Origin of the sequence: Staphylococcus sp. Marseille-Q5304, assembly GCF_943737015.1 — a bacterium.
Lineage (GTDB): Bacteria > Bacillota > Bacilli > Staphylococcales > Staphylococcaceae > Staphylococcus > Staphylococcus hsinchuensis.
In genome coordinates this window covers 899,823-924,333 of record NZ_CALSFP010000001.1, presented here as the reverse complement: position 1 = coordinate 924,333, position 24,511 = coordinate 899,823, and the positions used below count along the sequence as shown (strand labels likewise).

The 24,511-nt window shown below is 33.9% G+C and carries 24 protein-coding genes and 2 pseudogenes; 2 read left to right on the top strand and 24 right to left on the bottom strand.

The genetic code is table 11. The features are described from left to right. Positions 1 to 169: 169 nt before the first annotated feature. Positions 170 to 526 (top strand): GNAT family N-acetyltransferase, encoded by a 357-nt coding sequence (locus NGI30_RS04645; protein WP_353505252.1) that lies wholly within the window; start codon positions 170 to 172, stop codon positions 524 to 526. Between the two features lie 193 nt (positions 527 to 719). Here NGI30_RS04645 and NGI30_RS04640 read toward each other — a convergent pair whose 3' ends face one another. From NGI30_RS04640 to sal, 21 genes and pseudogenes are all read right to left on the bottom strand, one after another. Further along, a complete protein-coding gene (locus NGI30_RS04640; RefSeq protein ID WP_251520340.1) occupies positions 720 to 1,952 on the bottom strand; it encodes an NRAMP family divalent metal transporter in 1,233 nt (410 codons plus the stop codon). A 5-nt stretch (positions 1,953 to 1,957) separates the two neighbouring features. Next, on the bottom strand, positions 1,958 to 2,716 hold the full coding sequence (gene pxpA / locus NGI30_RS04635; protein WP_251520338.1) for a 5-oxoprolinase subunit PxpA: 759 nt from the start codon (positions 2,714 to 2,716) through the stop codon (positions 1,958 to 1,960). Next, positions 2,717 to 4,075 (bottom strand): acetyl-CoA carboxylase biotin carboxylase subunit, encoded by a 1,359-nt coding sequence (locus NGI30_RS04630; RefSeq protein ID WP_251942853.1) that lies wholly within the window; start codon positions 4,073 to 4,075, stop codon positions 2,717 to 2,719. Between the two features lie 22 nt (positions 4,076 to 4,097). Further along, a pseudogene (locus NGI30_RS11505) lies at positions 4,098 to 4,325 on the bottom strand (acetyl-CoA carboxylase biotin carboxyl carrier protein); the annotation flags it as partial. A gap of 110 nt (positions 4,326 to 4,435) precedes the next feature. Then, positions 4,436 to 4,544, bottom strand: a pseudogene (locus NGI30_RS11500) (acetyl-CoA carboxylase biotin carboxyl carrier protein subunit); the annotation flags it as partial. 2 nt (positions 4,545 to 4,546) lie between these two features. Further along, positions 4,547 to 5,551, bottom strand: coding sequence for a 5-oxoprolinase subunit C family protein (locus tag NGI30_RS04620; protein ID WP_251520332.1), 1,005 nt, complete (start codon positions 5,549 to 5,551; stop codon positions 4,547 to 4,549). Beyond that, entirely contained in the window at positions 5,541 to 6,275 is a 735-nt protein-coding gene (gene pxpB / locus NGI30_RS04615) for a 5-oxoprolinase subunit PxpB (RefSeq protein WP_251520329.1), read from the bottom strand. Before pxpB ends, NGI30_RS04620 begins: the two co-directional genes overlap by 11 nt. Before the next feature lie 388 nt (positions 6,276 to 6,663). After that, a complete protein-coding gene (gene greA / locus NGI30_RS04610) occupies positions 6,664 to 7,140 on the bottom strand; it encodes a transcription elongation factor GreA (RefSeq protein ID WP_251520310.1) in 477 nt (158 codons plus the stop codon). A gap of 25 nt (positions 7,141 to 7,165) precedes the next feature. Next, the gene (gene udk / locus NGI30_RS04605) at positions 7,166 to 7,789 is read right to left on the bottom strand and encodes a uridine kinase (protein ID WP_251520307.1); all 624 of its coding nucleotides are present in this window, start codon (positions 7,787 to 7,789) and stop codon (positions 7,166 to 7,168) included. Beyond that, positions 7,789 to 9,057 carry a peptidase U32 family protein gene (locus tag NGI30_RS04600; protein WP_251942852.1) on the bottom strand — a complete coding sequence of 423 codons (1,269 nt, stop codon included), beginning with the start codon at positions 9,055 to 9,057 and terminating at the stop codon, positions 7,789 to 7,791. Before NGI30_RS04600 ends, udk begins: the two co-directional genes overlap by 1 nt. A 13-nt stretch (positions 9,058 to 9,070) precedes the next feature. Further along, complete coding sequence (locus NGI30_RS04595; RefSeq protein ID WP_251942850.1) at positions 9,071 to 9,994, bottom strand: peptidase U32 family protein; 924 nt, start codon at positions 9,992 to 9,994, stop codon at positions 9,071 to 9,073. Then, positions 9,991 to 10,632: an O-methyltransferase gene (locus NGI30_RS04590; RefSeq protein ID WP_251520298.1), complete on the bottom strand. Its 642-nt coding sequence runs from the start codon at positions 10,630 to 10,632 to the stop codon at positions 9,991 to 9,993. Before NGI30_RS04590 ends, NGI30_RS04595 begins: the two co-directional genes overlap by 4 nt. Before the next feature lie 370 nt (positions 10,633 to 11,002). After that, complete coding sequence (locus tag NGI30_RS04585; RefSeq protein WP_251520295.1) at positions 11,003 to 11,326, bottom strand: DUF1292 domain-containing protein; 324 nt, start codon at positions 11,324 to 11,326, stop codon at positions 11,003 to 11,005. A gap of 15 nt (positions 11,327 to 11,341) precedes the next feature. Continuing rightward, positions 11,342 to 11,770 carry a Holliday junction resolvase RuvX gene (ruvX, locus tag NGI30_RS04580; protein ID WP_251520291.1) on the bottom strand — a complete coding sequence of 143 codons (429 nt, stop codon included), beginning with the start codon at positions 11,768 to 11,770 and terminating at the stop codon, positions 11,342 to 11,344. Positions 11,771 to 11,772: 2 nt separating this feature from the next. Then, on the bottom strand, positions 11,773 to 12,033 hold the full coding sequence (locus NGI30_RS04575; RefSeq protein ID WP_251942848.1) for an IreB family regulatory phosphoprotein: 261 nt from the start codon (positions 12,031 to 12,033) through the stop codon (positions 11,773 to 11,775). A gap of 66 nt (positions 12,034 to 12,099) precedes the next feature. Next, a complete protein-coding gene (gene alaS / locus NGI30_RS04570; protein WP_251942846.1) occupies positions 12,100 to 14,730 on the bottom strand; it encodes an alanine--tRNA ligase in 2,631 nt (876 codons plus the stop codon). A 311-nt stretch (positions 14,731 to 15,041) separates the two neighbouring features. Next, positions 15,042 to 17,453 (bottom strand): SF1B family DNA helicase RecD2, encoded by a 2,412-nt coding sequence (gene recD2, locus NGI30_RS04565; RefSeq protein WP_251942843.1) that lies wholly within the window; start codon positions 17,451 to 17,453, stop codon positions 15,042 to 15,044. A 3-nt stretch (positions 17,454 to 17,456) separates the two neighbouring features. After that, the gene (locus NGI30_RS04560) at positions 17,457 to 18,122 is read right to left on the bottom strand and encodes a tetratricopeptide repeat protein (RefSeq protein WP_251942841.1); all 666 of its coding nucleotides are present in this window, start codon (positions 18,120 to 18,122) and stop codon (positions 17,457 to 17,459) included. 155 nt (positions 18,123 to 18,277) lie between these two features. Beyond that, positions 18,278 to 19,390, bottom strand: coding sequence for a tRNA 2-thiouridine(34) synthase MnmA (mnmA, locus tag NGI30_RS04555; protein WP_251520277.1), 1,113 nt, complete (start codon positions 19,388 to 19,390; stop codon positions 18,278 to 18,280). Beyond that, positions 19,391 to 20,533, bottom strand: a complete 1,143-nt coding sequence (locus NGI30_RS04550) for a cysteine desulfurase family protein (protein ID WP_251942839.1) — start codon at positions 20,531 to 20,533, stop codon at positions 19,391 to 19,393. A gap of 60 nt (positions 20,534 to 20,593) precedes the next feature. Further along, positions 20,594 to 22,225 carry a Sal family ABC-F type ribosomal protection protein gene (sal, locus tag NGI30_RS04545; RefSeq protein ID WP_251942838.1) on the bottom strand — a complete coding sequence of 544 codons (1,632 nt, stop codon included), beginning with the start codon at positions 22,223 to 22,225 and terminating at the stop codon, positions 20,594 to 20,596. Positions 22,226 to 22,505: 280 nt separating this feature from the next. Here sal and NGI30_RS04540 point away from each other — a divergent pair, with 280 nt between their 5' ends. After that, on the top strand, positions 22,506 to 23,504 hold the full coding sequence (locus tag NGI30_RS04540; protein ID WP_251520268.1) for an LLM class flavin-dependent oxidoreductase: 999 nt from the start codon (positions 22,506 to 22,508) through the stop codon (positions 23,502 to 23,504). Positions 23,505 to 23,559: 55 nt separating this feature from the next. On the opposite strand, the gene NGI30_RS04535 is transcribed toward NGI30_RS04540, so the two are convergent. The 3 genes from NGI30_RS04535 to cymR all read right to left on the bottom strand — a co-directional run bounded on the left by NGI30_RS04535 (position 23,560) and on the right by cymR (position 24,475). Then, complete coding sequence (locus NGI30_RS04535) at positions 23,560 to 23,727, bottom strand: hypothetical protein (protein ID WP_251942836.1); 168 nt, start codon at positions 23,725 to 23,727, stop codon at positions 23,560 to 23,562. Between the two features lie 24 nt (positions 23,728 to 23,751). Beyond that, the gene (locus NGI30_RS04530) at positions 23,752 to 23,949 is read right to left on the bottom strand and encodes a CsbD family protein (RefSeq protein ID WP_251520262.1); all 198 of its coding nucleotides are present in this window, start codon (positions 23,947 to 23,949) and stop codon (positions 23,752 to 23,754) included. Between the two features lie 106 nt (positions 23,950 to 24,055). Beyond that, entirely contained in the window at positions 24,056 to 24,475 is a 420-nt protein-coding gene (gene cymR / locus NGI30_RS04525) for a cysteine metabolism transcriptional regulator CymR (protein WP_251520259.1), read from the bottom strand. Positions 24,476 to 24,511 lie beyond the last annotated feature (36 nt).

Sequence of the window (24,511 nt, the reverse complement as noted above, 5' to 3'; positions counted from 1 at the left end):
AATTAATAGGTAAGTTTTTGCGTATTCGTATAATTTAATTTATAGTAACATCAAGATAACAACGTGCTTTAAAAATCAAGACCAAGGTGGTAAAAAAATGATTTATAAATTAAACAATAAGGACGAACAAAAATTAAAGACTTTAGGAGACCTCTGATTAAATTCAAATATAACTACCCATAACTTTATCGATGAAAAATATTGGATTAGTAATTATGAAAATGTTTTAAAAGCCTTTAAAAAAGCTGATATTATTGTTTATACAAGAAATGAAGAAATCATAGGTTTCTGCGGTTTGGTGGATAATTATATAGCAGGAATGTTTGTTGAAAAAAATGAAAGAAATCAAGGGATAGGTGATAAATTAATAAAATACTTGCAAACTGAAAAAGATAATCTATCACTAAAAATATATCAACAAAACAAAAAAGCAATTAAATTTTATAAACATCATAACTTTAAAATAAAAGAAGAAACCAAAGATGAAACTCAAAACAAAGAATACATAATGTATTGGAATAAGTGATTGTATATTTTGAGGTAAATATGAAATCTAAAAATCATTTTCTAAATCGTGATTAAAAAATTGATAAAAAATTAGATGAAAAGTTAGAAAAAATTACTTATTAAATCTGCCTTTTTTGTCCTTTTTCAAAACAAAAAACCTTGAGTTTTAAAATTTAAAACCCAAGGTTGAAATGTTAGAGTCGTCAAAACCCTTATTTTCCAAACAATTGACCTAATTCTTGAAGTGAAAATACCCCTGTAAAAATCGTTATGATAACTGCAATAATACCTGCAACTAACATCCACGTTGGATGTTTATAATCTCCAACAATCGATCTACGTTTACTCGCAATTAAGATTGTTCCTAAAGTAACCGGTAAAATTAATCCATTTAACGCACCTGCAACGATTAATAATGTTACAGGTTTACCAATAAATAAAAATACGAGAGTAGAAATAACAATAAATGCTATAACGATTAAGTTAGTACGATTATTTAAAGATTTTGTCATAGTTTTTAAGAAAGTTGCACTTGTGTATGCAGAACCAATAACTGATGACATCGCCGCTGCAAATAAAACGATACCAAAAATATTACGACCTATTGGGCCTAATACATGTTCAAATACTGATGCAGGTGGATTATCTGCGTTCAATGCTGCGCCTGTTGTAACTACGCCAAGTACAGCTAAGAATAATAAAGCTCGTAATACACCAGTTGTTAAAATACCAGAAACAGCTGCTTTATTAACGAAAGGTAAGAAAGACTTACCTTCAATACCTGAGTCTAAAATTCTGTGTGCTCCTGCAAATGTGATATAACCCCCAACTGTACCACCAACTAATGTGATAATTGGAAGTACGAGTGCGAGCGGTTTTTCTGGTAATACTAAATGTTGTGCTGCTTCTAAATATGGTGGTTGTGCTTTTACCATTACAAATGCAATGACTACAATCATTAAAATACCAAGGAACATCGTAACGACGTCCATGATTTTTTGTCCACTCTTACTCATAAAGATTGCAATTGATAAAATCGCTGTAATTGCTGCACCAATTTTAACGTCTATCCCAAATATAGCTTGTAGACCTAAACCTGCACCGGCGATATTACCTATGTTAAAGGCAAGACCACCTATGGCTATGAGTACAGAAATAACTGTTCCTAGACCTTTTACAACATCGTTAGCTACTTCTTGTCCACGTTTCCCTGTAACTACTAACACACGCCATATATTAATTTGAGCTCCAATATCTATCAGGATTGATAGTAAAATTGCAAAAGCAAAACTTGAAGCAAATTGTTCAGTGAACACTGCTGTTTGCGTTAAAAACGCAGGCCCAATCGCTGAAGTTGCCATTAAGAATACTGATCCTAATAACAACCTGCGATGGTTTTTCGTAAACTTCGCGTCATTTTCTTTAGGTATTTGTTTTTCTCCCATATATCTTATCCCCCTAATTTCGAAATAGAAATTCCTTCTTTCGTTAATCTTTCTTTGATTTGTGATACAAATTCAACGGCATGAGCGCCATCGCCGTGCACACAAATTGTATCCGCTTCAATATCAATTTTTTTGTTGTTTTTTGAAACAACTTTTTGTGATTTTACCATCATCACGACTTGTTCTATTGCTTGCTCTGTATCTGTAATAACTGCATCACTTTCTTTACGACTTACAAGTTGTCCATCATCCTCATAGCGTCTATCTGCAAATACTTCTGAAGCCGTTGTTAAGCCAACTGCTTTTGCTTCTGAAATTAATAATGTATTAGATAAACCAACGTAAATTAGTGAAGAATCAAAATCATATACCGCTTGTGCAATAGCTTTAGCAATAGCTGCGTCTCTCGCACCCATTTGGTAAAGTGCACCATGTGGTTTAACATGGTTTAGTTTTACGTCGTGAATACGACAGAAACCATTTAATGCACCGAGTTGATAAACAACAATATCGTAAACTTCCTGTGGTGATAAATCCATTTTTCTACGACCAAAACCTTGTATATCAGGCAGACCTGGGTGCGCACCAATTCCAATGCCATGTTCTTTTGCATGCTTTATCGTTTCATTCATTACATCTGGATCTCCAGCATGGAAACCACAAGCTATATTAGCTGAAGTAATGTGAGGGATAATTTGCGCATCGCCACCAAATGAATAATTACCAAATGCTTCTCCTAAATCACAATTTAAATCTATTTGCATTTATGATTCCTCCTTGATAATTTGATGTTTATCTAAGAATTTGATGTCGACATCTTTAGCATCTCCATCAGCATATAATGGGAATGATAAGACTGCATATAAGAAATCAGCAGTTGTCGTAAATCCATCGATGACCATCTCATCTAGTGTCACTTTTAATTTATTGATTGCTAATTGACGATCTTCTGATTTTACGATTACCTTCGCAACTAACGAATCATAATTAGGTGAAACCATGTATCCTTGATATAGTAAACTATCAACACGAACGTTGTGACCTTGTGGTAAATGTAATGCTTTAACTTTACCTGGTGAAGGTTGGAATTGACGTTGTGGATTTTCAGCATTAATTCTCGCTTCTATGACATGCCCATCAAAGATTATGTCTTCTTGTGAGAAAGGTAGCTCGCCATTTTGTAGTAAATAAAGTTGTGCTTTCAATAAGTCTCTATTTGAACGCATTTCAGTGACTGTATGTTCAACCTGAATACGTGCATTCATTTCGATAAAATAGTAAGCATCATCAGTCACGAGGTACTCAATCGTTCCTGCACTTCTATAATTTGAAGCTCGCGCAACTTTAACGGCGTCGTTACACATCGATTCTCTCATTTCATCGGAAATTGCAGCACATGGTGATTCTTCTATGAGCTTTTGATTTTTACGTTGAACTGAACAATCACGTTCACCTAAATGTATGTAATTGTCTTTTCCATCACCAATAACTTGAACTTCTACGTGCTTAGCTACAGGTATAAATGCTTCAACATACACACGATCATCATCAAAGTATTTTTTACCTTCGCTTTTCGCTTCTTTAAATGATTTTGCAAGTTCATCTTCTGATTTAACGATACGGATACCTTTACCGCCACCGCCACTTGCTGCTTTTAATACTAATGGATAGCCAATTTCTTCAGCCAATTCTTTTACTTCTTCTACAGATTTAACATCATTTGTTGAACCTGGAATAATGGGCACACCAGCATTATCAACTGTTTGACGAGCTGTTATTTTATCTCCCATTAACTCCATCGTTTTCTTCGTAGGACCGATAAAGTGGATATCATTTTCTTCAACTTTTTGTGCAAATGATGAACTTTCAGATAAAAATCCATAACCAGGATGAATTGCATTCGCTCCTGTAATATCTGCTGCACTTATGATTCTATCTTGGTTCAAATAACTATCTAATGGATTCGCTTCACCAATACAAATTGCTTGGTCAGCCAAACTAACGTGCAAGCTTGATTCGTCCCCTTTTGCATAAACTGCAACTGTTTCAATATTTAATTCTCTACAAGCACGGATGATTCGAACCGCAATTTCACCTCTGTTTGCAATTAAACAACGATACACTGCAAACGCCCCTTTCTCAAAGTTATTTCACTCTAATAATAGCTTGATCATATTCTACATTCGTACCGTGTGATACTAGAATTTCATCGACTACACCTTCGACATCACTTGTAACTTCATTCATAACTTTCATAGCTTCGATATAACCTACTACGTCACCTTTTTTCACTTCATCGCCAACCTCAATGATTGGATCAGTTAATTCTTTTTCGTCTTGTAAGAAGAATGTACCAACCATTGGTGATTTAACTTCTTCTCCTTGAGTTGATTCAGAACTACTTTGTGAATCTGACGTTGAAGTAGTAGATTCAGTTTGTTGCGTAGCTTGAGTTACTTGTGGTGCTGGACTTTGACTTACAGCTTCAGTAAAGTCAACATCTATTTCATATTCGTTATCTTTATATTTAAATTTTTTCACATCATTTTGTTTGATTAATTTGATAACTTGTTCAATATTTTCAAAGTTCATTATTATTCTCCTTTTAATAAATTATTAATACGTGTTGACGTACGTCGCATTTGATTTATATCAAAAGTTGGCATCTCAACTACTTGCTTAATTCTTTCTTGGAATGATTTTTCCTTTTGTTCTAAACTTTCTATCGCAGATTCTACTGTAGACCACTCAAAATGAATTGTTTCACCTGGTTTTTTCTGAGCTAAAACAGAAAGATCTGCTGCACATACAGTTGCGATTTTAGTATACCCACCTACTGTTTGTTTATCATTAAGGAGGATAATCGGATTACCATCATTCGGTACTTGGATGCTACCTAAAGCTACAGGTTCTGAAATAATATCTGCTTTCTCTTCAGGAGAAATATTTTCACCTTGTAATCGATAGCCCATTCGGTCTGATTTTTCAGAAATCTTATATTCATTTGAAACTAAAATTTCTTGAGCTTCTTGAGAAAACGCATCAATTTGAGAACCTTCAATGATTCTAATTGTATTTTGTTCAAAGTCTTGATGATCTATATTTAAACTGTAAGCAACGTGTGAAGTAAGATCTTCTATTGTTTTACAAGGGATAATATCATTAGGTTTTAACACACGGCCTTGTAAACCACCCATTTGACTTCGCGTATGAGTTGAATAACTTTCAGCTACAAGTGGTAAATCCAAGGGTTTCTCGAATAGTACATAGCCACGTGCACCCGTCACGGCTTGGCCAAGTTTAAGTACATCACCTTGTTCAACTGAATAAACTGTCTGATTACTCACTGATTCATCATTTAATTTGGCATCAAATAGTGCACCTGTGATAACAAAAGCATTATCTTCTAAAAATTGAATCTCAGGCCCTATCACGGTACATTCAATCGCAGGTCCTTCATTATTGATTAATGCTTGACCTAATCTAAATGCATATGAATCTAACACACCCGCAGTTGAAAAACCTTGATCTTGATAACCTATTCTGCCCAAGTCTTGAATCGTACTAAATAAACCTGGTTTTAATATTTTAATGCTCATATTGAACTTTCACCCACTTTTCAATATTAAAATCTGATTGTTTCATTTCATCGAGAATTTGTTCATATGTCGCTTCATCGATTGCATAGAATTTCAAATAATCACCGGGTTCATATAAACACATAGGGTTTCGATTCAAATCAAATACTTTAATTGGCGTACGCCCAATAATCTGCCAACCGCCTGGTGACTCTGTAGGGTATAAACCTGTTTGATTATTAGCGATACCAACTGAACCAGCATCAATGCGTGTTCTTGGTTCTGTTCTACGTGGCGTATGTAATGCTTCATCAAGTCCACCTAAAAAAGGAAAACCAGGCATAAATCCTAACATATAGATTAAATAAGCATTCTTTGTATGTTTGGAAATAACTTCATCAACAGTAATATCATTATAGTTCGCAACTTCCTCAATATCTTGACCATATTGTCCCCCGTAAACAACTGGTAGATTGATAACTCGTGTGCGACTATCAGTCATTGACAGTTGTGACTCATCTAGTTGATCTAGCTGTAAATCGTCAATAACTTGTTTAACGTTCTGTTGAGTAATATCAACATTGACCATAATAGCACGGTATGATGGTATAACTTCAACTATAGCGTCATGTTGTTGATCTTTTATGTATTGTTCAACTTGTTGTACTTTTTGGAACGTTTGACGATCGATTTGGTTATTAAAATAAATCATAAACGTCTGTTCATTTATCAACTTATATTCCAAAATAATACTCCCCTTTACCATAAAATAAAAATTTAACTTAGATTATACTCATTAACGCGTAATACTACTATTGTACCATCTACGTACAAATCTTGCTTAATTAATGATATAAATTATAAGTAATCACTGCCAACAATTTTGTTAAAATAAATTTTGCAAATACACAAGGATAAATTATGTATAGATATATTTATAATTTACCAAAAACCAGTCAATAAGTATATAAAATATTATGTAATCGTTTACATTTTTTGTGTAAATGTATGAAAATTGCAGATGATTCGTACACAAAAAGATGATTTCTATTATAAAAATACATATAGAAATCATCATTTATGGGTACTTTTGCAATTTAAAGTTCATTACAAATGAATTATAATTAAGTTTATTATTTTATATTAACAATTTTAACATTCATTTCATCACCATTTGGTAGTGGTACACGTACTTCTTCGTTTAATTTCTTACCGATAAGGCTTTGTGCCATAGGTGATTCGTTTGAAATCTTACCTTTAAATGCATCTGACTCAGCTGAACCTACGATTTGATAACTTTCTTCTTCTTCACCTGGTAGTTCAACAAATGTTACTGTTTTGCCGATTTGTACTTGGTTATTATCACCATTATCTTCAATGATTAATGCATTACGTAACATATGTTCTACACGTTGAATATCTTGTTCAATAAATCCTTGTTCGTCTTTTGCTGCATCGTATTCGGAGTTCTCTGAAAGGTCACCAAATGAACGAGCAACTTTGATTTTTTCAACGACTTCTGGTCGTTTAACAGTCTTTAATTCTTCTAATTCTTGTTCAAGTTTTTCGAATCCTTCTTGAGTCATAGGATATTGTTTTTGGTTTTCCATATTGTCATCTTCCTTTACATATATACTATTGTTTACTCACTAACGTTTGAATCTTTGTTGTCATTATGTCGATAGCCACTTTGTTGCTTCCGCCTTCAGGGATAATAATATCCGCATACTTTTTCGTTGGCTCGATAAACTGATTGTGCATTGGTCTAACAACATTCAAGTATTGGTTAATAACTGAATCCATTGTACGACCACGCTCTTCTGTATCTCTCATTAATCTACGAAGAATACGTAAATCTGCATCTGTATCGACATAAATTTTAACATCCATTAAATCTCTTAATGTTTTATTTTCCAGTGCAAATATGCCTTCTACGATGATAACATCTTTTGGCTCAAATGCAATTGTTTCATCACTACGTGTATGTGTAGAATAATCGTACGTCGGCACCTCGATTGTTTGACCATTTTTCAACTCATTTAGGTTTTTGATTAATAAATCATTATCAAAAGCAAACGGATGGTCATAATTTGTTTCAAGTCTTTCTTCAAATGATAAATGTGATTGATCTTTATAATAATAATCTTGTGCTAACAAAGCTACACTGTGACCTTCAAGATTTTTCATGATTTCATTCGTTACTGATGTTTTACCTGAACCTGAGCCACCAGCAATGCCGATAATAGTTGTGTGTTTCATTATCCAATTTCCTTTCTCATCATGTTGTTAGCATAAATTGGATGATCTACTTTGATTTGAACAATTTGCAATGGATGTCTAGCAGCATCCAATTCGTTACCTTCTTCGTCATAGATCGTATCAATAACTTGTCTGAATGTATCTATTTCAGGTCCAAAAAATTCGATTTCCTGACCTGGTTTGAAGTTATTTCTTTGTTGAACTGTCGCAATACCACTCTCTTTATCATAATCCAACACTAATCCACAAAAATCATAAGGTGTTTTTTTGTTATTTTGATCTCCAAACATTTGCTCTTCATATCCTGGTGTACCTTCGATAAATGATGAAGCGGTATCTCTATTAGCACATTTATCTAATTCCATGAGCCATTCTGGTTTAATTTTAAACTTGTCTGGATCTTCAGCATATGCATCGATAACCTTTCTGTAAACAGAAACGACCGTTGCAATATAGTGGATAGACTTCATACGCCCTTCTATTTTTAATGAGTCCACACCGATATCCATCATATTGGGAATAGATTCAATTAGTTTTAAATCTTTAGGACTCATTGCAAATGGCGTCACTTCACCATCTTCATAGAATAAATCTAGTTCTCCTTCGTCGTCTACTTGCAATAAATCATAATCCCAGCGACAACTTTGACAACAACCGCCTCTATTAGAGTCACGTGCTGTCATGTGGTTACTCAATGTACAACGCCCTGAATAAGCAATACACATTGCACCATGAATAAAGGATTCAATCTCAATATCGACTTTGTCTTTCATTTCCTGCATTTCACGTGCACCTGTTTCACGCGCTAATACTACACGATCTAATCCTTCTTGTTTCCAAAATTCTACAGCTTTGTAGTTGGAAAGAGATTGTTGTGTAGATAGATGAATTTCTAATTTAGGTGCAACTTCTTTACATGTTTCGATAATTAAAGGGTCAGCAACAATAATACCAGTTGCTCCTGTTTGTTCTAATTCACGTAAATAGTCATCTAAGCCGTCCATATTTTCATCATGAGCAATGATGTTAGTTGTAACATAAATTTGTGCACCATAACGATTAGCAAACTCTACACCTTCTTTAATTTCTTCCATCGTAAAGTTATCTGCATTAGACCTTAACCCATACTCTTGACCGCCTAAAAATACAGCATCTGCACCATAATGTACAGCGATTTTTAGTTTTTCTAAATTACCGGCAGGAGCGAGAAGTTCAGGCTTTTTCATCTTAGGTTTAGATTTTGGTTGTACTTCTTCTAAAACTTTCATTATAAAGCCTCCCTTAATATACAGTATGTTTAAATAAGAATCCTTCATCAAACGGGCGATGCTCTGGTTGTATATCTTCAATAGGATCTACTAACATAAATTTTTCGTCATCATATAGTTCTGGATCTTCATCGTATAAATCAATTGCTTGTCGATATTGTTCGGTGCAAACGTTGATATATTTTTCAGTTTGCAACACACCATCTATCTTCAACGCATCAATACCGTGTTCTAATAATGCATCTAATTCTTCTATTAAACAAATATCATTCGGCGACATAATGTGTGTACCATTGTAGTCTTCAAAAACTGGATATTTGTTATCTCTTTCTTCATCATAAAGTAACAATTCATTCGCTTCACGATTACGTTCTATTTTCAATTGTCGTTCTTGGAATGTATAGTAATTGCCTAATAACATTCGTTTTGACTGAAACATGCAAGTCATTCCGTGAACTTGAACTTCAATTTCAACGTCAGCATTTTTCTTGATATTGATTATTTCTTCTAAACTTAGTTCTCGAGCAAGTTGTGCACGTTTAGCACCTTTCTTGCCCCAATAATTACATTGGAAATAGTTGGTTACTAATGTTTCGGCATCCCAATGAAGAGCAATCGGATTTGCTTGTTCATTTACATACATAACAACAGCAGGATCGCCAAAAATGATTCTATCAACTTGAATTTCATGTAAAAATTCAATATATGCTTTTAATCCATTTAGATGATAATTATGAAAAATACCATTGACTGCAGCATATGCCTTTTTATTATGACTATGAATTAATTCAACTGCCTCACGCATCGCTTGCTTGTTAAACTCTCCAGCAAGTCTCAGTCCATATTTCTGTTCCCCAATTACAAATGCATCGGCACCTTTTTCTATTAAAGTTTCTATATGATTAACAGATTTAGGTGTTACTAGTAATTCTGTCATTTTGACTCTCCTTTGATTGAAATGGCTAAACCATCATCTATGTTTAAAAAGTTTGTATTAAAATTAGGTTGTTGCATTAACCACTCATTGTATTGTTGAACCTTTTTAACCATCTGACGTACATTTCTCGTTCTCACTACATCTATGTCTGAAACAAAGCCGTGGTACAATACATTATCCGTAATTACAACACCACCTGTTTTTAATAAAGGTGTAAAAAGTTGAAAGAACTTTAATGATTGCGCCTTTGCGGCATCAATAAAAATCATGTCGAATTGTTTATCCTCAACGCTCTCAAACTGTTCTAATGCATTTCCTTCTATCAAATTGATTTGTTGTTCATACCCAAATTGCTTGAAATTTGTTCTAGCCAAATTGATCATTGATTCATCTCTTTCAATCGTTGTAACTTGAATATTTCGATCGACAGAAGCAAATTGCATCGCACTATAGCCGATAGCCGTTCCAATTTCTAATATATGTATTGGTTTATGAAGGCGTATAGTTTGTTTAATCATCTCTAAACTGACTTTATCAACAATAGGGACCTTATGCCTTTCAGCGTAAGGTCTCAACGATTCTATATCTACATTATTATGTTCTAATAAACTCAGAACATATAGATGATTTTTATCCATATTTCAAAACTTCCTTTATCTACTGTTCAGAGGTCGGCTTACATAGATATTCTTTAATTTATAATCTCTTCTTCCGCCCTACAATAAAATAAATCAGTCATATATAGGTGACTGATTAAGTTAATCTTTTTAACGTTCTTCACGACGTCTTTGATATTTAAAAAATTACAATTTACCATAACGTTACAATTTAACTTAATATATTTTACCATAAAGTAAGTTAGAATATAAGTGTAAATTGTGAATATATTTCTTTTAAATTTGAATCCAATAATTCTCAAAAGGACCTCATAAATAATAAAAAACCTTCAAAGTATATAGTTGTATACTTTGAAGGTTTGAATAACATATTTGTTTAATTACCACTCAATTAATGTTCGTGGTCATGGTCATCCATTTCTGTGTTAACCACTTCTTCGATCATATCCCATTCTTCATCAGTTTCAACAGGAAGGAATTTTCCTCCCTCTCCATCTTCGTCTGGGTCATTAATCATTGGAACTAATTCTATCATATCATCATCGTCTGACTCTGCGCCTTCTTCTGCAAGAATAACGTATTCTTTCTTGAATTCTGGATGATAAAATTCTAAGACTTTACGATATAATACTTCATTTCCTTCTTCATCATATAAAGTTAATAGTTCCTCTTCGTTGTTAACTTCTAATTCAGCATCATGATTATGCTCTGTCATTTTAAAACGCTCCTTTTATTGAATAGAGTCTAAATATCCTTGTAGGATAAATACTGCTGCCATTTTATCTATTACCTTTTTACGTTTCTGTCTGGAAACATCAGCCTCTAATAGTGAACGTTCTGCAGCCATGGTGCTTAATCGCTCATCCCACATAATAATTTCAATAGATGGCAGTGTTTCTTTAAGTTGCTCCTTGTATTGTAACGAAGCCTCGCCGCGAAATCCAATAGAATTGTTCATGTTTTTTGGTAAACCGATTACTACTGTGCCTACTTGTTCCTTATTAATAATCTCTACTAACTTATCAATACCTAAATCATTATTACTTTCATCAATGCGGAGTGTATCATAACCTTGTGCGGTCCATCCCATGAGATCACTTATAGCGATCCCCACGGTTTTACTACCTACGTCTAAACCAATTATTTTATGTTTGAGCATATTTATTTATCGTACTCTTGCAAATACGTAGACACTAATTCTTCCATAATATCGTCTCTGTCAATTCGACGGATTTGATTTCGTGCTTCATTGTGACGTGGAATATATGCGGGATCCCCTGATAATAAGTAACCTACAATTTGGTTCACAGCGTTATAATCTCTTTCTTGTAACGTATTATAAACATTTTGAAGTACAGTCTTTACATCCTCTTTAGGAATTTCCTCGTAATTAAATTTCATAGTTTTGTCGAAGCCATCCATTTATAAACACTCCTTTAACTTGAATAAAACATATTTGCTTACATTTTACCGTACTACAAAAGGAAGTTATAGCGATTTAATGTAATTTTTAATGAAACGTAATGATTCTGTGATGTTCTCAGGTTCCGTACCACCGCCTTGAGCCATGTCTGGGCGGCCACCACCTTTACCACCAACGACTGGTGCCATATTTTTAATGATATCTCCAGCTTTCACTTTATCTGTTAAATCTTTCGGAACAGTTGCTACTAGAGAAACCTTGCCTCCGACGTCACTCACTAAAATAATCACTGTATCCTGTAATTTTGATTTGAAGTCATCCATCGTTTCACGAATTGCTTTAGCATTAGCAACTTCAACTTCCGTAGCAAGTACTTTAATTCCATTTATTTCTTCAACTTGATCTTTAATGTCACCCATCTTCAGTGCCGTAATTTCTCTATTGCTTTGTTCTAATTGTTTCGTTAAATCTTTTTCTGTCGTTTGTAATTGTAATACTTTTTCATTGACTTGGTCATCTGATTTAACTTTTAAATTATCTTTAACAGTATTGAACTTTTCTTGAATACTTTCTAAATATAGGAAAGCAGCCTTACTTGTATATGCTTCGATTCTACGCACGCCAGCTCCAGTACCTGATTCACTTACTATTTTAAATAAGCCAATTTCTGCAGTATTATTTACATGCGTACCACCGCAAAGTTCAATAGAGAATGGTGCCATGTTAACTACTCGTACGATATCGCCGTATTTTTCTCCAAATAACGCCATAGCTCCCATTTGTTTCGCTTCATCGATTGGCATTTCTTGAACTTTAACGTTAATATTCTTCCAAATTTCATTGTTCACTTTAGTTTCTACTTGTTGAATTTCTTCAGCAGTCATTGGACCAAAGTGTGAAAAGTCAAATCTTAGTCTATCTGGCTCAACGAGTGAACCTGCTTGATTAACATGGTCCCCCAATACTTCTTTTAATGCAGCATGAACTAAATGCGTCGCACTATGATTCTTCTCAATCGCACGTCGATTAGCTTCATCTACAGTCGCTGTCACTGTACTGCCTTGAGTTACAGTGCCAAATTGTACTTCACCTTTATGCAAGTTCTGACCATTGGGTGCTTTTGTAACGGCTTGAACTGCAATTTCAAAATTTTCATTACTAATATTTCCTTTATCCGCTACTTGTCCACCACTTTCTGCATAAAATGGCGTTTCTTGTAAAATAAAGTGAATCGTTTCTCCCGCTTCAACTTCATCTACAAGTTCACCATTAAAAATAATATCAGATAAAGTTGTGTTTGTTTCTAAAACATCGTAGCCTACAAACTTACTTTCAGTATTAATCTTCTTCAATACTTCACTTTGCACTTGCATAGATTGTGAATTTTGACGGGCATTTCTTGCTCTTTCTCTTTGTTTTTCCATTTCAACGTTAAATGTTTCCATATCAACAGTTAAATTATCTTGTGTTGCGATCTCTTCTGTTAATTCGATTGGGAAACCATACGTATCATACAACTTGAAGGCATCTTTACCATCTATTATCTTTGAACCTTCTTTAGCTTCAGCCACTAAATCATTCAGTATAGCCATACCTTCTTCTAATGTTTCATGGAAACGTTTTTCTTCAGATTTAATTACACGTTTAATAAAGTCTGATTTTTGTAACACATTTGGGTAATATGGTTCCATAATTTCAGCAACAATATCAACTAAGCGATACATAAATGGTTCATTAATTTCTAATGATTGGCTAAATCTAACTGCACGTCTGAGTAGACGACGTAATACATAGCCCCGACCTTCATTAGCTGGCAATGCACCGTCTGAAATAGCAAATGAAATTGTTCGGATATGGTCTGCAATAACTTTAAACGCGATATCATAAGTATTATTTTCAAGATATTTTTTGTTTGAAATTTGCTCAACTTCTTTAATAATAGGCATAAATAAATCTGTTTCATAGTTCGTACGTACATTCTGAGCAATAGATGCCATACGTTCTAGTCCCATACCCGTATCAATGTTTTTATTTGGAAGCGGCGTATACGTATTATCTTTATTATGGTTAAATTCACTAAATACTAGGTTCCAAACTTCTAAATAGCGCTCGTTTTCGCCACCTGGGTACATTTCTTCTGGTGGGTCTTCTTGTCCAAACTCCTTCCCTCTATCATAGAATATCTCAGTATTAGGACCAGATGGACCTTCACCGATATCCCAGAAGTTACCTTCAATTCTTATTATTCTACTTTCTTCTAAACCAATTTCTTCATTCCATAAACGGTATGCTTCAGTATCTTCTGGATGAATTGTAACGTATAAATTTTCTGGTTCCATTCCCATCCAATCTGAACTTGTTAAAAATTCCCAAGCAAACTCGATTGCTTCTTTTTTAAAGTAATCACCGATTGAGAAATTACCTAACATTTCGAAAAATGTGTGGTGACGTGCAGTAAAACCTACATTCTCTATATCATTCGTACGAATCGCTTTTTGAGAGTTTACAATACGCGGTTTTTTAGGCGTCTCACGACCATCGAAGTATTTTTTTAATGTAGCAACACCTGAATTAATCCATAATAATGATTCGTCATCTATCGGTACTAATGGTGCTGAAGGCTCTACCATATGCCCTTTTTCAACAAAAAAATCAATGTATTTTTGTCTAATTTCACTTGCTTTTAAATTTTTCATCTTTTTTCCTCCCATAAGAACAATTTTTAAACGTTTTGTCCAAACAAAAAAAACGCTCATCCTCAAAAAGGGACGAACGTTTCGCGGTACCACCCTAGTTATAAATAAAGTAAACCACATTCATCAATGTATATAACGTCAATGATTTACACATTTATCACTCAATTAGTTAAGTATAAAGTTTGACATAAAGTAGCGTTCAATTGTGTCACCTGTACTTTACACCAACCAGCACATCTCTTTATGACTAACACAATTTACTCATCTTTATGTTGAAGTTATCTTTATTGTATTTATTTTACAAGCTCGTGTCAATCTTCAACAAAGTCATAAGGCGTAATTTGTCCCATATTAATCATAGGATTAATTTTAAATATCGTTTCTTCAGTTAATACGAGCGATGCATCTTCATTCTCTTCTTCGTCTGAATCGCCCGTGTTAGCTGTTGAAAGTTTAGGTTCTATTTCTTCATTATTAAAGTATGCCTTTAAAAATGTACACAGATGAGTCATTCTCGTTTGACCGTGCGTCTTCAAGCCTATTTCAAAAGCTTGAGGATCGCCTAAAAACACTAAGGATTGCTTTGCTCGTGTAAGCCCTGTATATAGAATAGGCTTTTGTAACATTCTAAAATATTGTTTAACCATCGGCATAATAACGATAGGAAACTCTGAACCTTGTGCTTTGTGAATTGAAGTGCAATAAGCATGTGTGAGTTCCATCAAATCTTGTTTCGTAAATGTGATTTCATTACCTTCGAAATCCACGACTAACACATCTTTATTTAAGTCATTTTCTTGAGCCCAAAATATACCGACGATAACGCCAATGTCGCCATTAAAGATATTATCACTCGGGCGATTCACAAGTTGCAGAACTTTATCGCCTTTTCTAAAAACAACCTCTCCAAAAGTGATTTCTCTTGAATCTTTTTCCTTTGGATTTAAAATATCTTGTAAGATTACATTGAGCTTTTTAATACCTGCAGCACCTTTATACATTGGTGCTAACACTTGGATATCACTCATATCGTAACCTTTCTTCACAGCACTTGCGACAACCTTTTCTACAAAGTTAGGTATTTGCTCTGTTGAACAATTAATAAAGCTTCGGTCGTGGAATCGCTGTGTAATATCTATGTCTTGACCGAGTTTCATTCGGTGGGCTAACTCTATAATACTTGAGCCATCTTGTTGTCGATATACCTCCGTCAAATTTACTCGAGGAATCACTTTAGAATCTATTAAATCTTTAAACACTTGACCAGGACCTACGGATGGTAATTGATCTTCATCTCCTACCAATATGATTTGAGCATCTAAAGGTACTGCGTTCATAAATTGATGGAACAACCAAGTATCGACCATTGACATTTCATCAATGATAATCAATTTTGCGTTTATTTCATTCTCTAATAAATCTTCGGGTTGTGTATCTTGATTCCAACCAATTAATCTATGAATGGTCATCGCTTCTAATCCTGTTGCATCGGCTAAACGTTTAGAAGCGCGACCTGTTGGTGCACCTAAAACGACTGGATAGTCGTTATTCTGATAATCATCGTAATTTAGTGATAAATCATGAATTTGTGCATATAATTCTACGATACCTTTGATAACAGTAGTCTTACCAGTACCAGGTCCCCCGGTTAATAACATCACCTTTGAATTGATAGCAGTTTGTAATGCGTCCTTTTGTGATGCAGCATACGAAACTTTGTTATAATCCTCAATCTCTCCAATTTCCATCAATACATCCGATTGTTCTATCTCGGTTAACTTTTGAGTATAAATATAATTTCGATAAAGATTTTGTACACTTTTTAATTCTGAGTAATATAAACTAGGTATCGCTAACTCATCTTGTTGTAGAATCAACTGATCATTTTGCACCAAATCATCAACTACCTGAGCTAAATCTTCTATTTCAATTATTTCGGAAGGTTCATTAGATAACATGTCTTGTGTTGTTTCAAGTGTATATGCTTTCGGTAAATAGGTATGTCCTTGTTTTACACATTCTTCTTCTAATACGTATAGTAACCCTGCTTTAATTCTTTCTACATCATTAAAGTGAATGCCTAACTTTCTCGCTAGTGCATCTGCTTTATTAAAACCTATACCACGCACATCATAAACAAGTTGATAGGGTTTGTTCTCAACAATATTAAGTGTTTCACCTAAATAAGCTTGATAAATGGACATCGCTAATTTCGGACCAAATCCAAGGTCATGTAATCTTACGATAATTTGTTCAGTTTCCTGATTACTAGCAATTTGATCGGCAATTTGCTTTTGTTTCTTTTTAGATAAACCTGGAACGCGCTCTAATACTTCTGGGTTGTTTAAAATGTCGTTGATTGCATTTTCGCCAATCGTATTTACAATATTTTGCGCTGTTTTTTTACCGATACCTTTAAATAATTCACTGGATAAGTAACTGATGATAGCTTCTTTAGTTTGTGGCAATTCTTTTTCAAATGTTTCAGCTTTTAATTGTTTACCGTATTTAGGGTGTGTAACAACTTGACCTTTGAAAGTATAGACATCTCCTTCAGTAACATCTGGAAAGAACCCTACAATCGTCGGCATAGAATCAAATGACTCGTCTGACTCAATCGTGTCGACTTTCAACACGGTATAAAAGTTGTCTTTATTTTGAAAAAGTATGGCGTCAACAGTCCCTTTGATCATCGACTGTGTAAATAATGTAGGGTCATCCATATGTTATTCCTCCTCTGCTATAGCTTTAAAGGTTGTGATTGCGTGTTGGCTCATATGATGTTCTGGGTTAATCTCAACCGCTCGTTCAAATAATTTAATCGCCTTGTCGGTGTCTTCAGTTTTCATATAAGTTGCTAAACCAAGATTATATAATGCATCTGTATGTTTTTCATCTAGTGTTAATACGTACTCTAATTGTTTAATTGCCTGGTCAAACATTTCTAAATGACAGAGTACGAGTCCGTATTGAAACTGTACTTCTACATCTTTTCGATCGTCCATTTCTGCAGCTGTCATAAAGAATGGTAGAGCTTCTTTGAATGCTTCCAAATGATTGAAAGACATACCTATCATATAATTCGTATCAATTTTATCTACGTTAAATTTTAACGCTTGTTGATATAACTTAATTGCGTCTTTAAATTGATCCACATTGTAATAGACGTTAGCTAAGTTGTAATAAATTGCTCCGTTTTCAGGATCTAACGTTAAGGCTTTCTGGAAAAAACGTTCAGCTTTTTCAATTTCTCCTGCTTCAGCCAATAATATTCCTGCATTTATGTAATTTTCAACCTCTTTTGGTTCAGCTTCTATATTTTCAAATAATGCTTTTAACGCTGTTTCAAATTGACCTTGTTTTATTAATTCATAAATTTGTTGTTGATTCACTTAAAAAACCTCTTTTCTGCATCTTATTATAACATTTTCATATAGGTGGAAACATTCATTTTAAAAAAAGAGATTAGAACAGATGCGGATTACAAAGAGTCTTTAATACTCTTGTTGTGCACTTGTTCTAATCTCTCACCTTAATTCATTAATGATTAAACGACATAACTCAATTGACCTGATTGTTTATACACGTCATCAATAGTAGCGCCACCTAGACACACATCACCATCGTAAAATACAACTGCTTGACCAGGTGTAATTGCTCTAACTGGTTCATCAAATGTAACTCGAACTGAATTATCGCTTTCTTTTGATACGAAAACTTTTGTATCTTTTTGTCTATATCTAAATTTAGCCGTACAATTAAAGCCATTTTCTAAATCGACAGGGTTCACAAATGAAATATCTGAAGCAATTAGATAATCACTATATAATGCTTCATTGTGGAAGCCTTGTTCAACGTAAAGCACGTTATCATTTAGATTCTTTCCTACAACAAACCATGGGTCGCCGTCTCCACCTATGCCAAGACCATGACGCTGGCCTATTGTATAATACATTAATCCTGCATGAGTGCCTACTTTTTCGCCTGCTAATGTACGCATGTCACCTGATTGTGCAGGTAAATAGTTAGATAAGAATTCTTTGAAATTACGTTCGCCTATGAAACAAATTCCAGTAGAATCTTTCTTTTTAGCCGTGGCTAAATCTTGTTCTTCAGCAATTTTACGAACTTCTTTCTTATCGATATCACCAATTGGGAACATGACATGTTTTAGTTGTGATTGAGATAATTGATTTAAGAAATAAGTTTGGTCTTTGTTATTGTCTACACCGCGTAGCATTTCTACATGACCATCTTCATGTCGTCTTACACGCGCGTAGTGTCCTGTCGCTACATAGTCTGCGCCTAATTTTAAAGCATGTTCTAAAAATGCTTTAAATTTAATTTCTTTATTACACATCACATCAGGATTTGGTGTACGTCCTTTTTTATATTCGTCCAAGAAGTAAGTAAATACTTTGTCCCAATATTCTTGTTCGAAATTCACCGCATAGTATGGAATTCCAATTTGGTTACACACTTCAATGACATCATTATAATCTTCTGTAGCTGTACAAACACCATTTTCATCGGTATCGTCCCAATTTTTCATAAATATTCCGATGACATCATAGCCTTGTTCTTTTAACAAGTGTGCCGTCACTGAACTATCTACACCACCAGACATACCTACAACTACACGTATATCTTTATTTGACAACTAATTTTCCTCCTTAAACTTATGATAAATTTTATGAATTTCCGTAGTTATATATTTAATCTCTTGTTCTGTCATTTGTTCATTAAAACTAAATCTAACGGAATGATTTGCTCTATCTTCATCTCCATACATGGCAACGAGTACATGGGAAGCAGTTGTAGTACCAGCCGTACATGCTGACCCTGAAGAGACATAAATATTCGATAAATCTAATAACGTCGACATCGTTTCAACATCGATAAATGGGAAATAGAGATTTACTACATGACCTGTAGAATCAGTCATTGAACCATTGTATTCGAATAGAACTGAACGTTCTTGTAATGATACAAGAAATAAATTCTTTAAGTTCATTAAATGAACATTGTTTGCATCTCGATGTTCATTCGCTAGTTTCAATGCTTCTGCAAAACCAACAATTTGAGGCACATTTTCTGTACCTGCTCTTCTTTTCTTCTCTTGTTCTCCACCTAATTGCGGAAAGTTTATTGTAGTCCCATCTTTAACTATAAACGCCCCAATTCCTTTTGGGCCTCCAAACTTGTGTGCAGTTATACTCATAGTATCAATATCGAAGTCATGAAAGTCTATCTCTAAATGGCCAACAGCTTGAACTGCGTCTACATGGAATAACGCGTTAGATTTAGAAACGATAGCATCGATGTCATACATTGGTTGAACGGTACCTACTTCGTTATTAACAAACATAATAGAAACTAATATTGTTTCCTCAGTCATCGCTGCTTCTAATTGATCTAATTTAATAAGTCCTTCATTGTCTACATCTAAATAAGTAACGTCAAAGCCTTCTCTTTCTAGTTGCTCAAATACATGAAGTACAGAATGATGCTCTACCTTAGAGGTAATGAGATGATTGCCTCGATGTTTATTTGCGTATGCAATACCTTTAATAGCGGTATTATTTGATTCTGTCGCACCACTTGTAAAGATAACTTCACTTGTCTTCGCGCCTAATCCTTTAGCAATTTGACGACGTGCATCATCTAAATATTTACGTGCATTTCTGCCAACACTATGAATTGAAGAGGGGTTACCAAAGTGTTGTTGATACACTGCAGTCATCTTATCTATAACTTCCTCTTTAACTGGCGTGGTTGCAGCATAATCCGCATAAACTTCCATGTTTGACACTCCTTACAATTTTATCAATGTTCCAATGATAGCACCATCTAATTAAATTTTCTAGTCGTCTGTTTGAAAATGTCCATCTTCATCAATAGAGTTATAATCCTCCAATAATTTTAATGTATCATCGACATTTGATTCTTCTTGTGGCGTTAATGATACATTGACTAATTTATTATTTTCAATTGACCAATGTGTAGCTTCAAACTGGGATTTTAAATAATCATCATGTGTAACGATTAATACTTGGCCTGTAAAGCTGTCTAACATTTTTAAAATTAAATCTTGTGTAGCAATATCGAAATAGTTGGTCGGTTCATCTAATATGAGTAAATGTGGATTAGAAAAATATAAGAGAACAAATTGTAATCGACTTTTTTCGCCTATGGATAGATTTGAAATTGGTTGAGTGATTTTGCGTTGATCAAATCCAAATGAAGCAAGTATCGTTTGCGCTTGGCTCCGTGCCATACCATCCATATCTAATAACATCGATAGCGGTGTACTTTGATAATCCAAATTAGCATTTTTTTGGTCGAAATACGCGATTTTTAATGAAGGAGTAACATATACATCGCCTTCATCAGGAGCAAATTGTTGACTTATTAACGCAATCAATAATGATTTACCACTACCATTCGGACCAGTCAGTAATATATTTTCATTATGTTTTATTTCAAAATTCATCTCATTAAAAATAATTTGATTATTTATTGTTACTGACACATCTTTCATAGTTACTAAGAATTTCTTATTTACACTATGCTGATTAACAAAATGAAAATGCCTATTATCTTCATTCGGTTTTTGAGTATTGAGTTTATCAATCTTTTGGTTGAGTTGAGATTCTTTAACTTTTGCTTTTTGAGCGAGTTTACTTAAACGCTTCTGTTCTAATGGATTACGCACACTTGCCGACTGTTTAGCAGAATGATGCCAATCTTGAACGCGTTGAATAGTCGATTCCAGTGCTTTGATTTCCTTTTGCTTTTTTTCATATGCTCTTGCTTCTGTTTGGCGTTCCACATCGATAATTGATTGGTATTGACTATAATTACCTACAAATTTTCTTGTGCTATCCGGACTGACTTCAATAATATGACTGGCAGTTAAATCAATGAATCCTCGATGATGCGACACAAATAATAGACTACTATTACTACGGTTAATATATTTTACAACTTCATCTATCATTTCATGGTCTAAATGGTTAGTAGGTTCATCTAATAATATTAAACTGCGTTGCGAAATCATTGCTCTCACTAATGCTACTTTAGTTTGTTGTCCGCCACTCAATACAGATAATGTTTTATCTAAATCTTCCTCAGATAATGCAAATTGTTTAGCCACTCGTATAATACGTTCTTCAATTTCATAACCATTATGTTCAATATAATCTGAAATATATTCATAATCTGTTGTAATTTTACGCTTCAATTCAAACAACTTAGGATACCAAGACATAATGTAATCTAAAGCAGTAAATTCCTGAAATTGTGATAAATCTTGTTCCATTAAATAAGCTGTCTCTTCATATTTATTAAAAATGGAACGCAGTAATGTCGTCTTCCCTATACCGTTCTCACCTATCACTGCGATATGTTCCCCTGGTTCTACCTTAATATTAACGTGCTTTATCAGTTCTTTACCATATTTCTCGAAAGGTTTTTCTTCAAAATAAAATGACATACCTATTCCTCACTTTCGAAGATATGACATGTCATAAACGAACTCATTTATATTCTGTTATTTTATATAACACGGGCTTTTTAAGACATAGACATATCCCATAATTTATTTAATATATTGTTATTAATTAATTGTTTCTTATGAGTTATATCCATCGTCTTAATTTAAGCCACCTAACGTTTTATTTGGGTATATTATAACAGTGAGCAATATTTTACGCAACTTTCTTTTTGACTGTTATACTCTTTATATTATTAAAATAAGGAGAGTTAAGGACGAGATGAAACGTTTAAATCTTTCAGCATTAAATTTAGTACCTATTCGTGAAGGTCAAGAAGATAAAGATGCTATTGCTGATATGGTCACATTAGCTCAAAATTTAGAATCATTAAATTATCATCGTTATTGGATTGCAGAACATCATAACGCTCCAAACTTGGTAAGTTCTGCGACAGCACTATTAATTCAACATACTTTAGAGCATACAAATCATATTCGTGTAGGTTCAGGAGGCATTATGTTACCTAACCATGCCCCCCTCGTTGTAGCAGAACAATTCGGTACAATGGCCACGGTCTTTCCTAATCGTGTAGATCTAGGTTTAGGTAGAGCACCCGGCACAGATATGATAACGGCAAGCGCACTGAGAAGGGATCAACATAACGGTGTTTATGAATTCCCTGACGAAGTTGAACAATTAGCCACATATTTCGGACCTGCTAATCAACAGGCTTATGTACGTGCTTATCCAGCAATCGGTAAAAATGTACCTTTATATATATTAGGATCGTCTACTGATTCTGCTCATTTAGCTGCGAGAAAGGGATTACCTTATGTATTTGCAGGTCATTTTGCTCCACAACAAATGAAAGAAGCTATGGAAATATACAAAGAATTATTTGAACCTTCAGATGTATTAAGCGAGCCTTATATGATTGTTTGTTTAAATGCGATCGTCGCAGATACTGATGAACAAGCTCATTATTTAGCAACAACACAAGCTCAAGTGATGACGAGTATCACGCGAGGCAAAATGCAACCTGTCCAACCCCCTACTGATGATTTAAAAGGACTACTAACGCCTAGAGAATATGAAATGGCGCAAATGCGTATTCAACACTCACTCGTTGGATCAGAAGAAACAGTTAAACAAAAACTTAATCAATTCATACACGATTATGGTGAAATAGATGAGCTCATGGCTGTTAGTTATATCTATGACCAAACAGCACAACTTGAATCTTATAAAAAGCTAAAAAATGTAGTCGAACAACTGTAAGTTGTTATTATAAATAAAAAGGCTTAATCCATTTGGATTAAGCCTTTTATAATAATTAACAACTATTCATTTTCTTTGTCGTTTTCGTGTTGTCTTCGCTACCGCCTGTATATTTATCAATTTGTTCTGAAGCTTGTTGTGCTTTTTCATTATCGCTATTTTTTAATTTGTCTGAAACGTTTTTTGCAGTTTCTTTAGCTTTATCTAAGAAATTTTCAGCCATGTTTTACACCTCTTTTAATAAAGCTTATTGGTCTTTGTTATTACCTTTAAGTTTATCGATAGTTTCGTTAGCTTTTTCTTTTGCATTTTCTACAAATTCTTTCGCTTTTCCAGAACCTTTATCTTCTTTACCTTCATTTTCTAAATCTTTATCGTCAGCTAAATTACCTACAGTTTCTTTCATGTTACCTTTTGCTTGTTCAAATTTACTTTCATCAGCCATGATAAAGAACCTCCTTAATACTTATGTATTAGACATTCCCGTTTAAGAAAAATTATAAACATATCATATTATATTTTAAGTTCTTCACTATTAAAAATGAAAATTATTAAATATAAAACATATAGCCGTCTAAATTGTTCGTTTCTTTATATTCTGCTAAATACTTTAGAGTCGTATTATCTAATACATCTCGTACTGCATCGCGCATTCTTATCCATAATTGTTTCTGTGCTGGGGGTTCAGATTCGATACTTTCTACAAATGTAATAGGACCTTCTAATAATCTTATAATGTCGCCAGCAGTTATTTCTTCTGCTGGTATACGCAATTGGTAACCACCTTTGGCCCCACGGACACTTCGAATTAATCCTGCATTTCTTAAAGGTCCAACCAGTTGTTCTAGATACAAATCACTTAAATTATTTTCTTCAGCTATTGATTTCAATGAGACACAACCTTGACCTTGTTTCTTAGCTAAAGATATCATTAAAGTTAAACCGTATCTCCCTTTTGTTGATATTTTCATATTATAACCTCACTTAATTCGAATACTATATGATAA

Excerpts from the sequence above, each read along its gene's own strand:
- cymR (WP_251520259.1), bottom strand. The coding sequence starts at position 24,475 with ATGAAAATATCAACAAAAGGGAGATACGGTTTAACTTTAATGATATCT.
- NGI30_RS04540 (WP_251520268.1), top strand. The coding sequence starts at position 22,506 with ATGAAACGTTTAAATCTTTCAGCATTAAATTTAGTACCTATTCGTGAA.
- udk (WP_251520307.1), bottom strand. The coding sequence starts at position 7,789 with ATGAAACACACAACTATTATCGGCATTGCTGGTGGCTCAGGTTCAGGT.
- NGI30_RS04575 (WP_251942848.1), bottom strand. The coding sequence starts at position 12,033 with ATGGATGGCTTCGACAAAACTATGAAATTTAATTACGAGGAAATTCCT.
- sal (WP_251942838.1), bottom strand. The coding sequence starts at position 22,225 with ATGTCATTTTATTTTGAAGAAAAACCTTTCGAGAAATATGGTAAAGAA.
- NGI30_RS04550 (WP_251942839.1), bottom strand. The coding sequence starts at position 20,533 with ATGGAAGTTTATGCGGATTATGCTGCAACCACGCCAGTTAAAGAGGAA.
- ruvX (WP_251520291.1), bottom strand. The coding sequence starts at position 11,770 with ATGCTCAAACATAAAATAATTGGTTTAGACGTAGGTAGTAAAACCGTG.
- alaS (WP_251942846.1), bottom strand. The coding sequence starts at position 14,730 with ATGAAAAATTTAAAAGCAAGTGAAATTAGACAAAAATACATTGATTTT.
- NGI30_RS04620 (WP_251520332.1), bottom strand. The coding sequence starts at position 5,551 with ATGAGCATTAAAATATTAAAACCAGGTTTATTTAGTACGATTCAAGAC.
- NGI30_RS04595 (WP_251942850.1), bottom strand. The coding sequence starts at position 9,994 with ATGACAGAATTACTAGTAACACCTAAATCTGTTAATCATATAGAAACT.
- pxpA (WP_251520338.1), bottom strand. The coding sequence starts at position 2,716 with ATGCAAATAGATTTAAATTGTGATTTAGGAGAAGCATTTGGTAATTAT.
- recD2 (WP_251942843.1), bottom strand. The coding sequence starts at position 17,453 with ATGGATGACCCTACATTATTTACACAGTCGATGATCAAAGGGACTGTT.
- NGI30_RS04535 (WP_251942836.1), bottom strand. The coding sequence starts at position 23,727 with ATGGCTGAAAATTTCTTAGATAAAGCTAAAGAAACTGCAAAAAACGTT.
- NGI30_RS04640 (WP_251520340.1), bottom strand. The coding sequence starts at position 1,952 with ATGGGAGAAAAACAAATACCTAAAGAAAATGACGCGAAGTTTACGAAA.
- NGI30_RS04530 (WP_251520262.1), bottom strand. The coding sequence starts at position 23,949 with ATGGCTGATGAAAGTAAATTTGAACAAGCAAAAGGTAACATGAAAGAA.
- greA (WP_251520310.1), bottom strand. The coding sequence starts at position 7,140 with ATGGAAAACCAAAAACAATATCCTATGACTCAAGAAGGATTCGAAAAA.
- NGI30_RS04590 (WP_251520298.1), bottom strand. The coding sequence starts at position 10,632 with ATGGATAAAAATCATCTATATGTTCTGAGTTTATTAGAACATAATAAT.
- NGI30_RS04600 (WP_251942852.1), bottom strand. The coding sequence starts at position 9,057 with ATGAAAGTTTTAGAAGAAGTACAACCAAAATCTAAACCTAAGATGAAA.
- NGI30_RS04585 (WP_251520295.1), bottom strand. The coding sequence starts at position 11,326 with ATGACAGAGCATAATCATGATGCTGAATTAGAAGTTAACAACGAAGAG.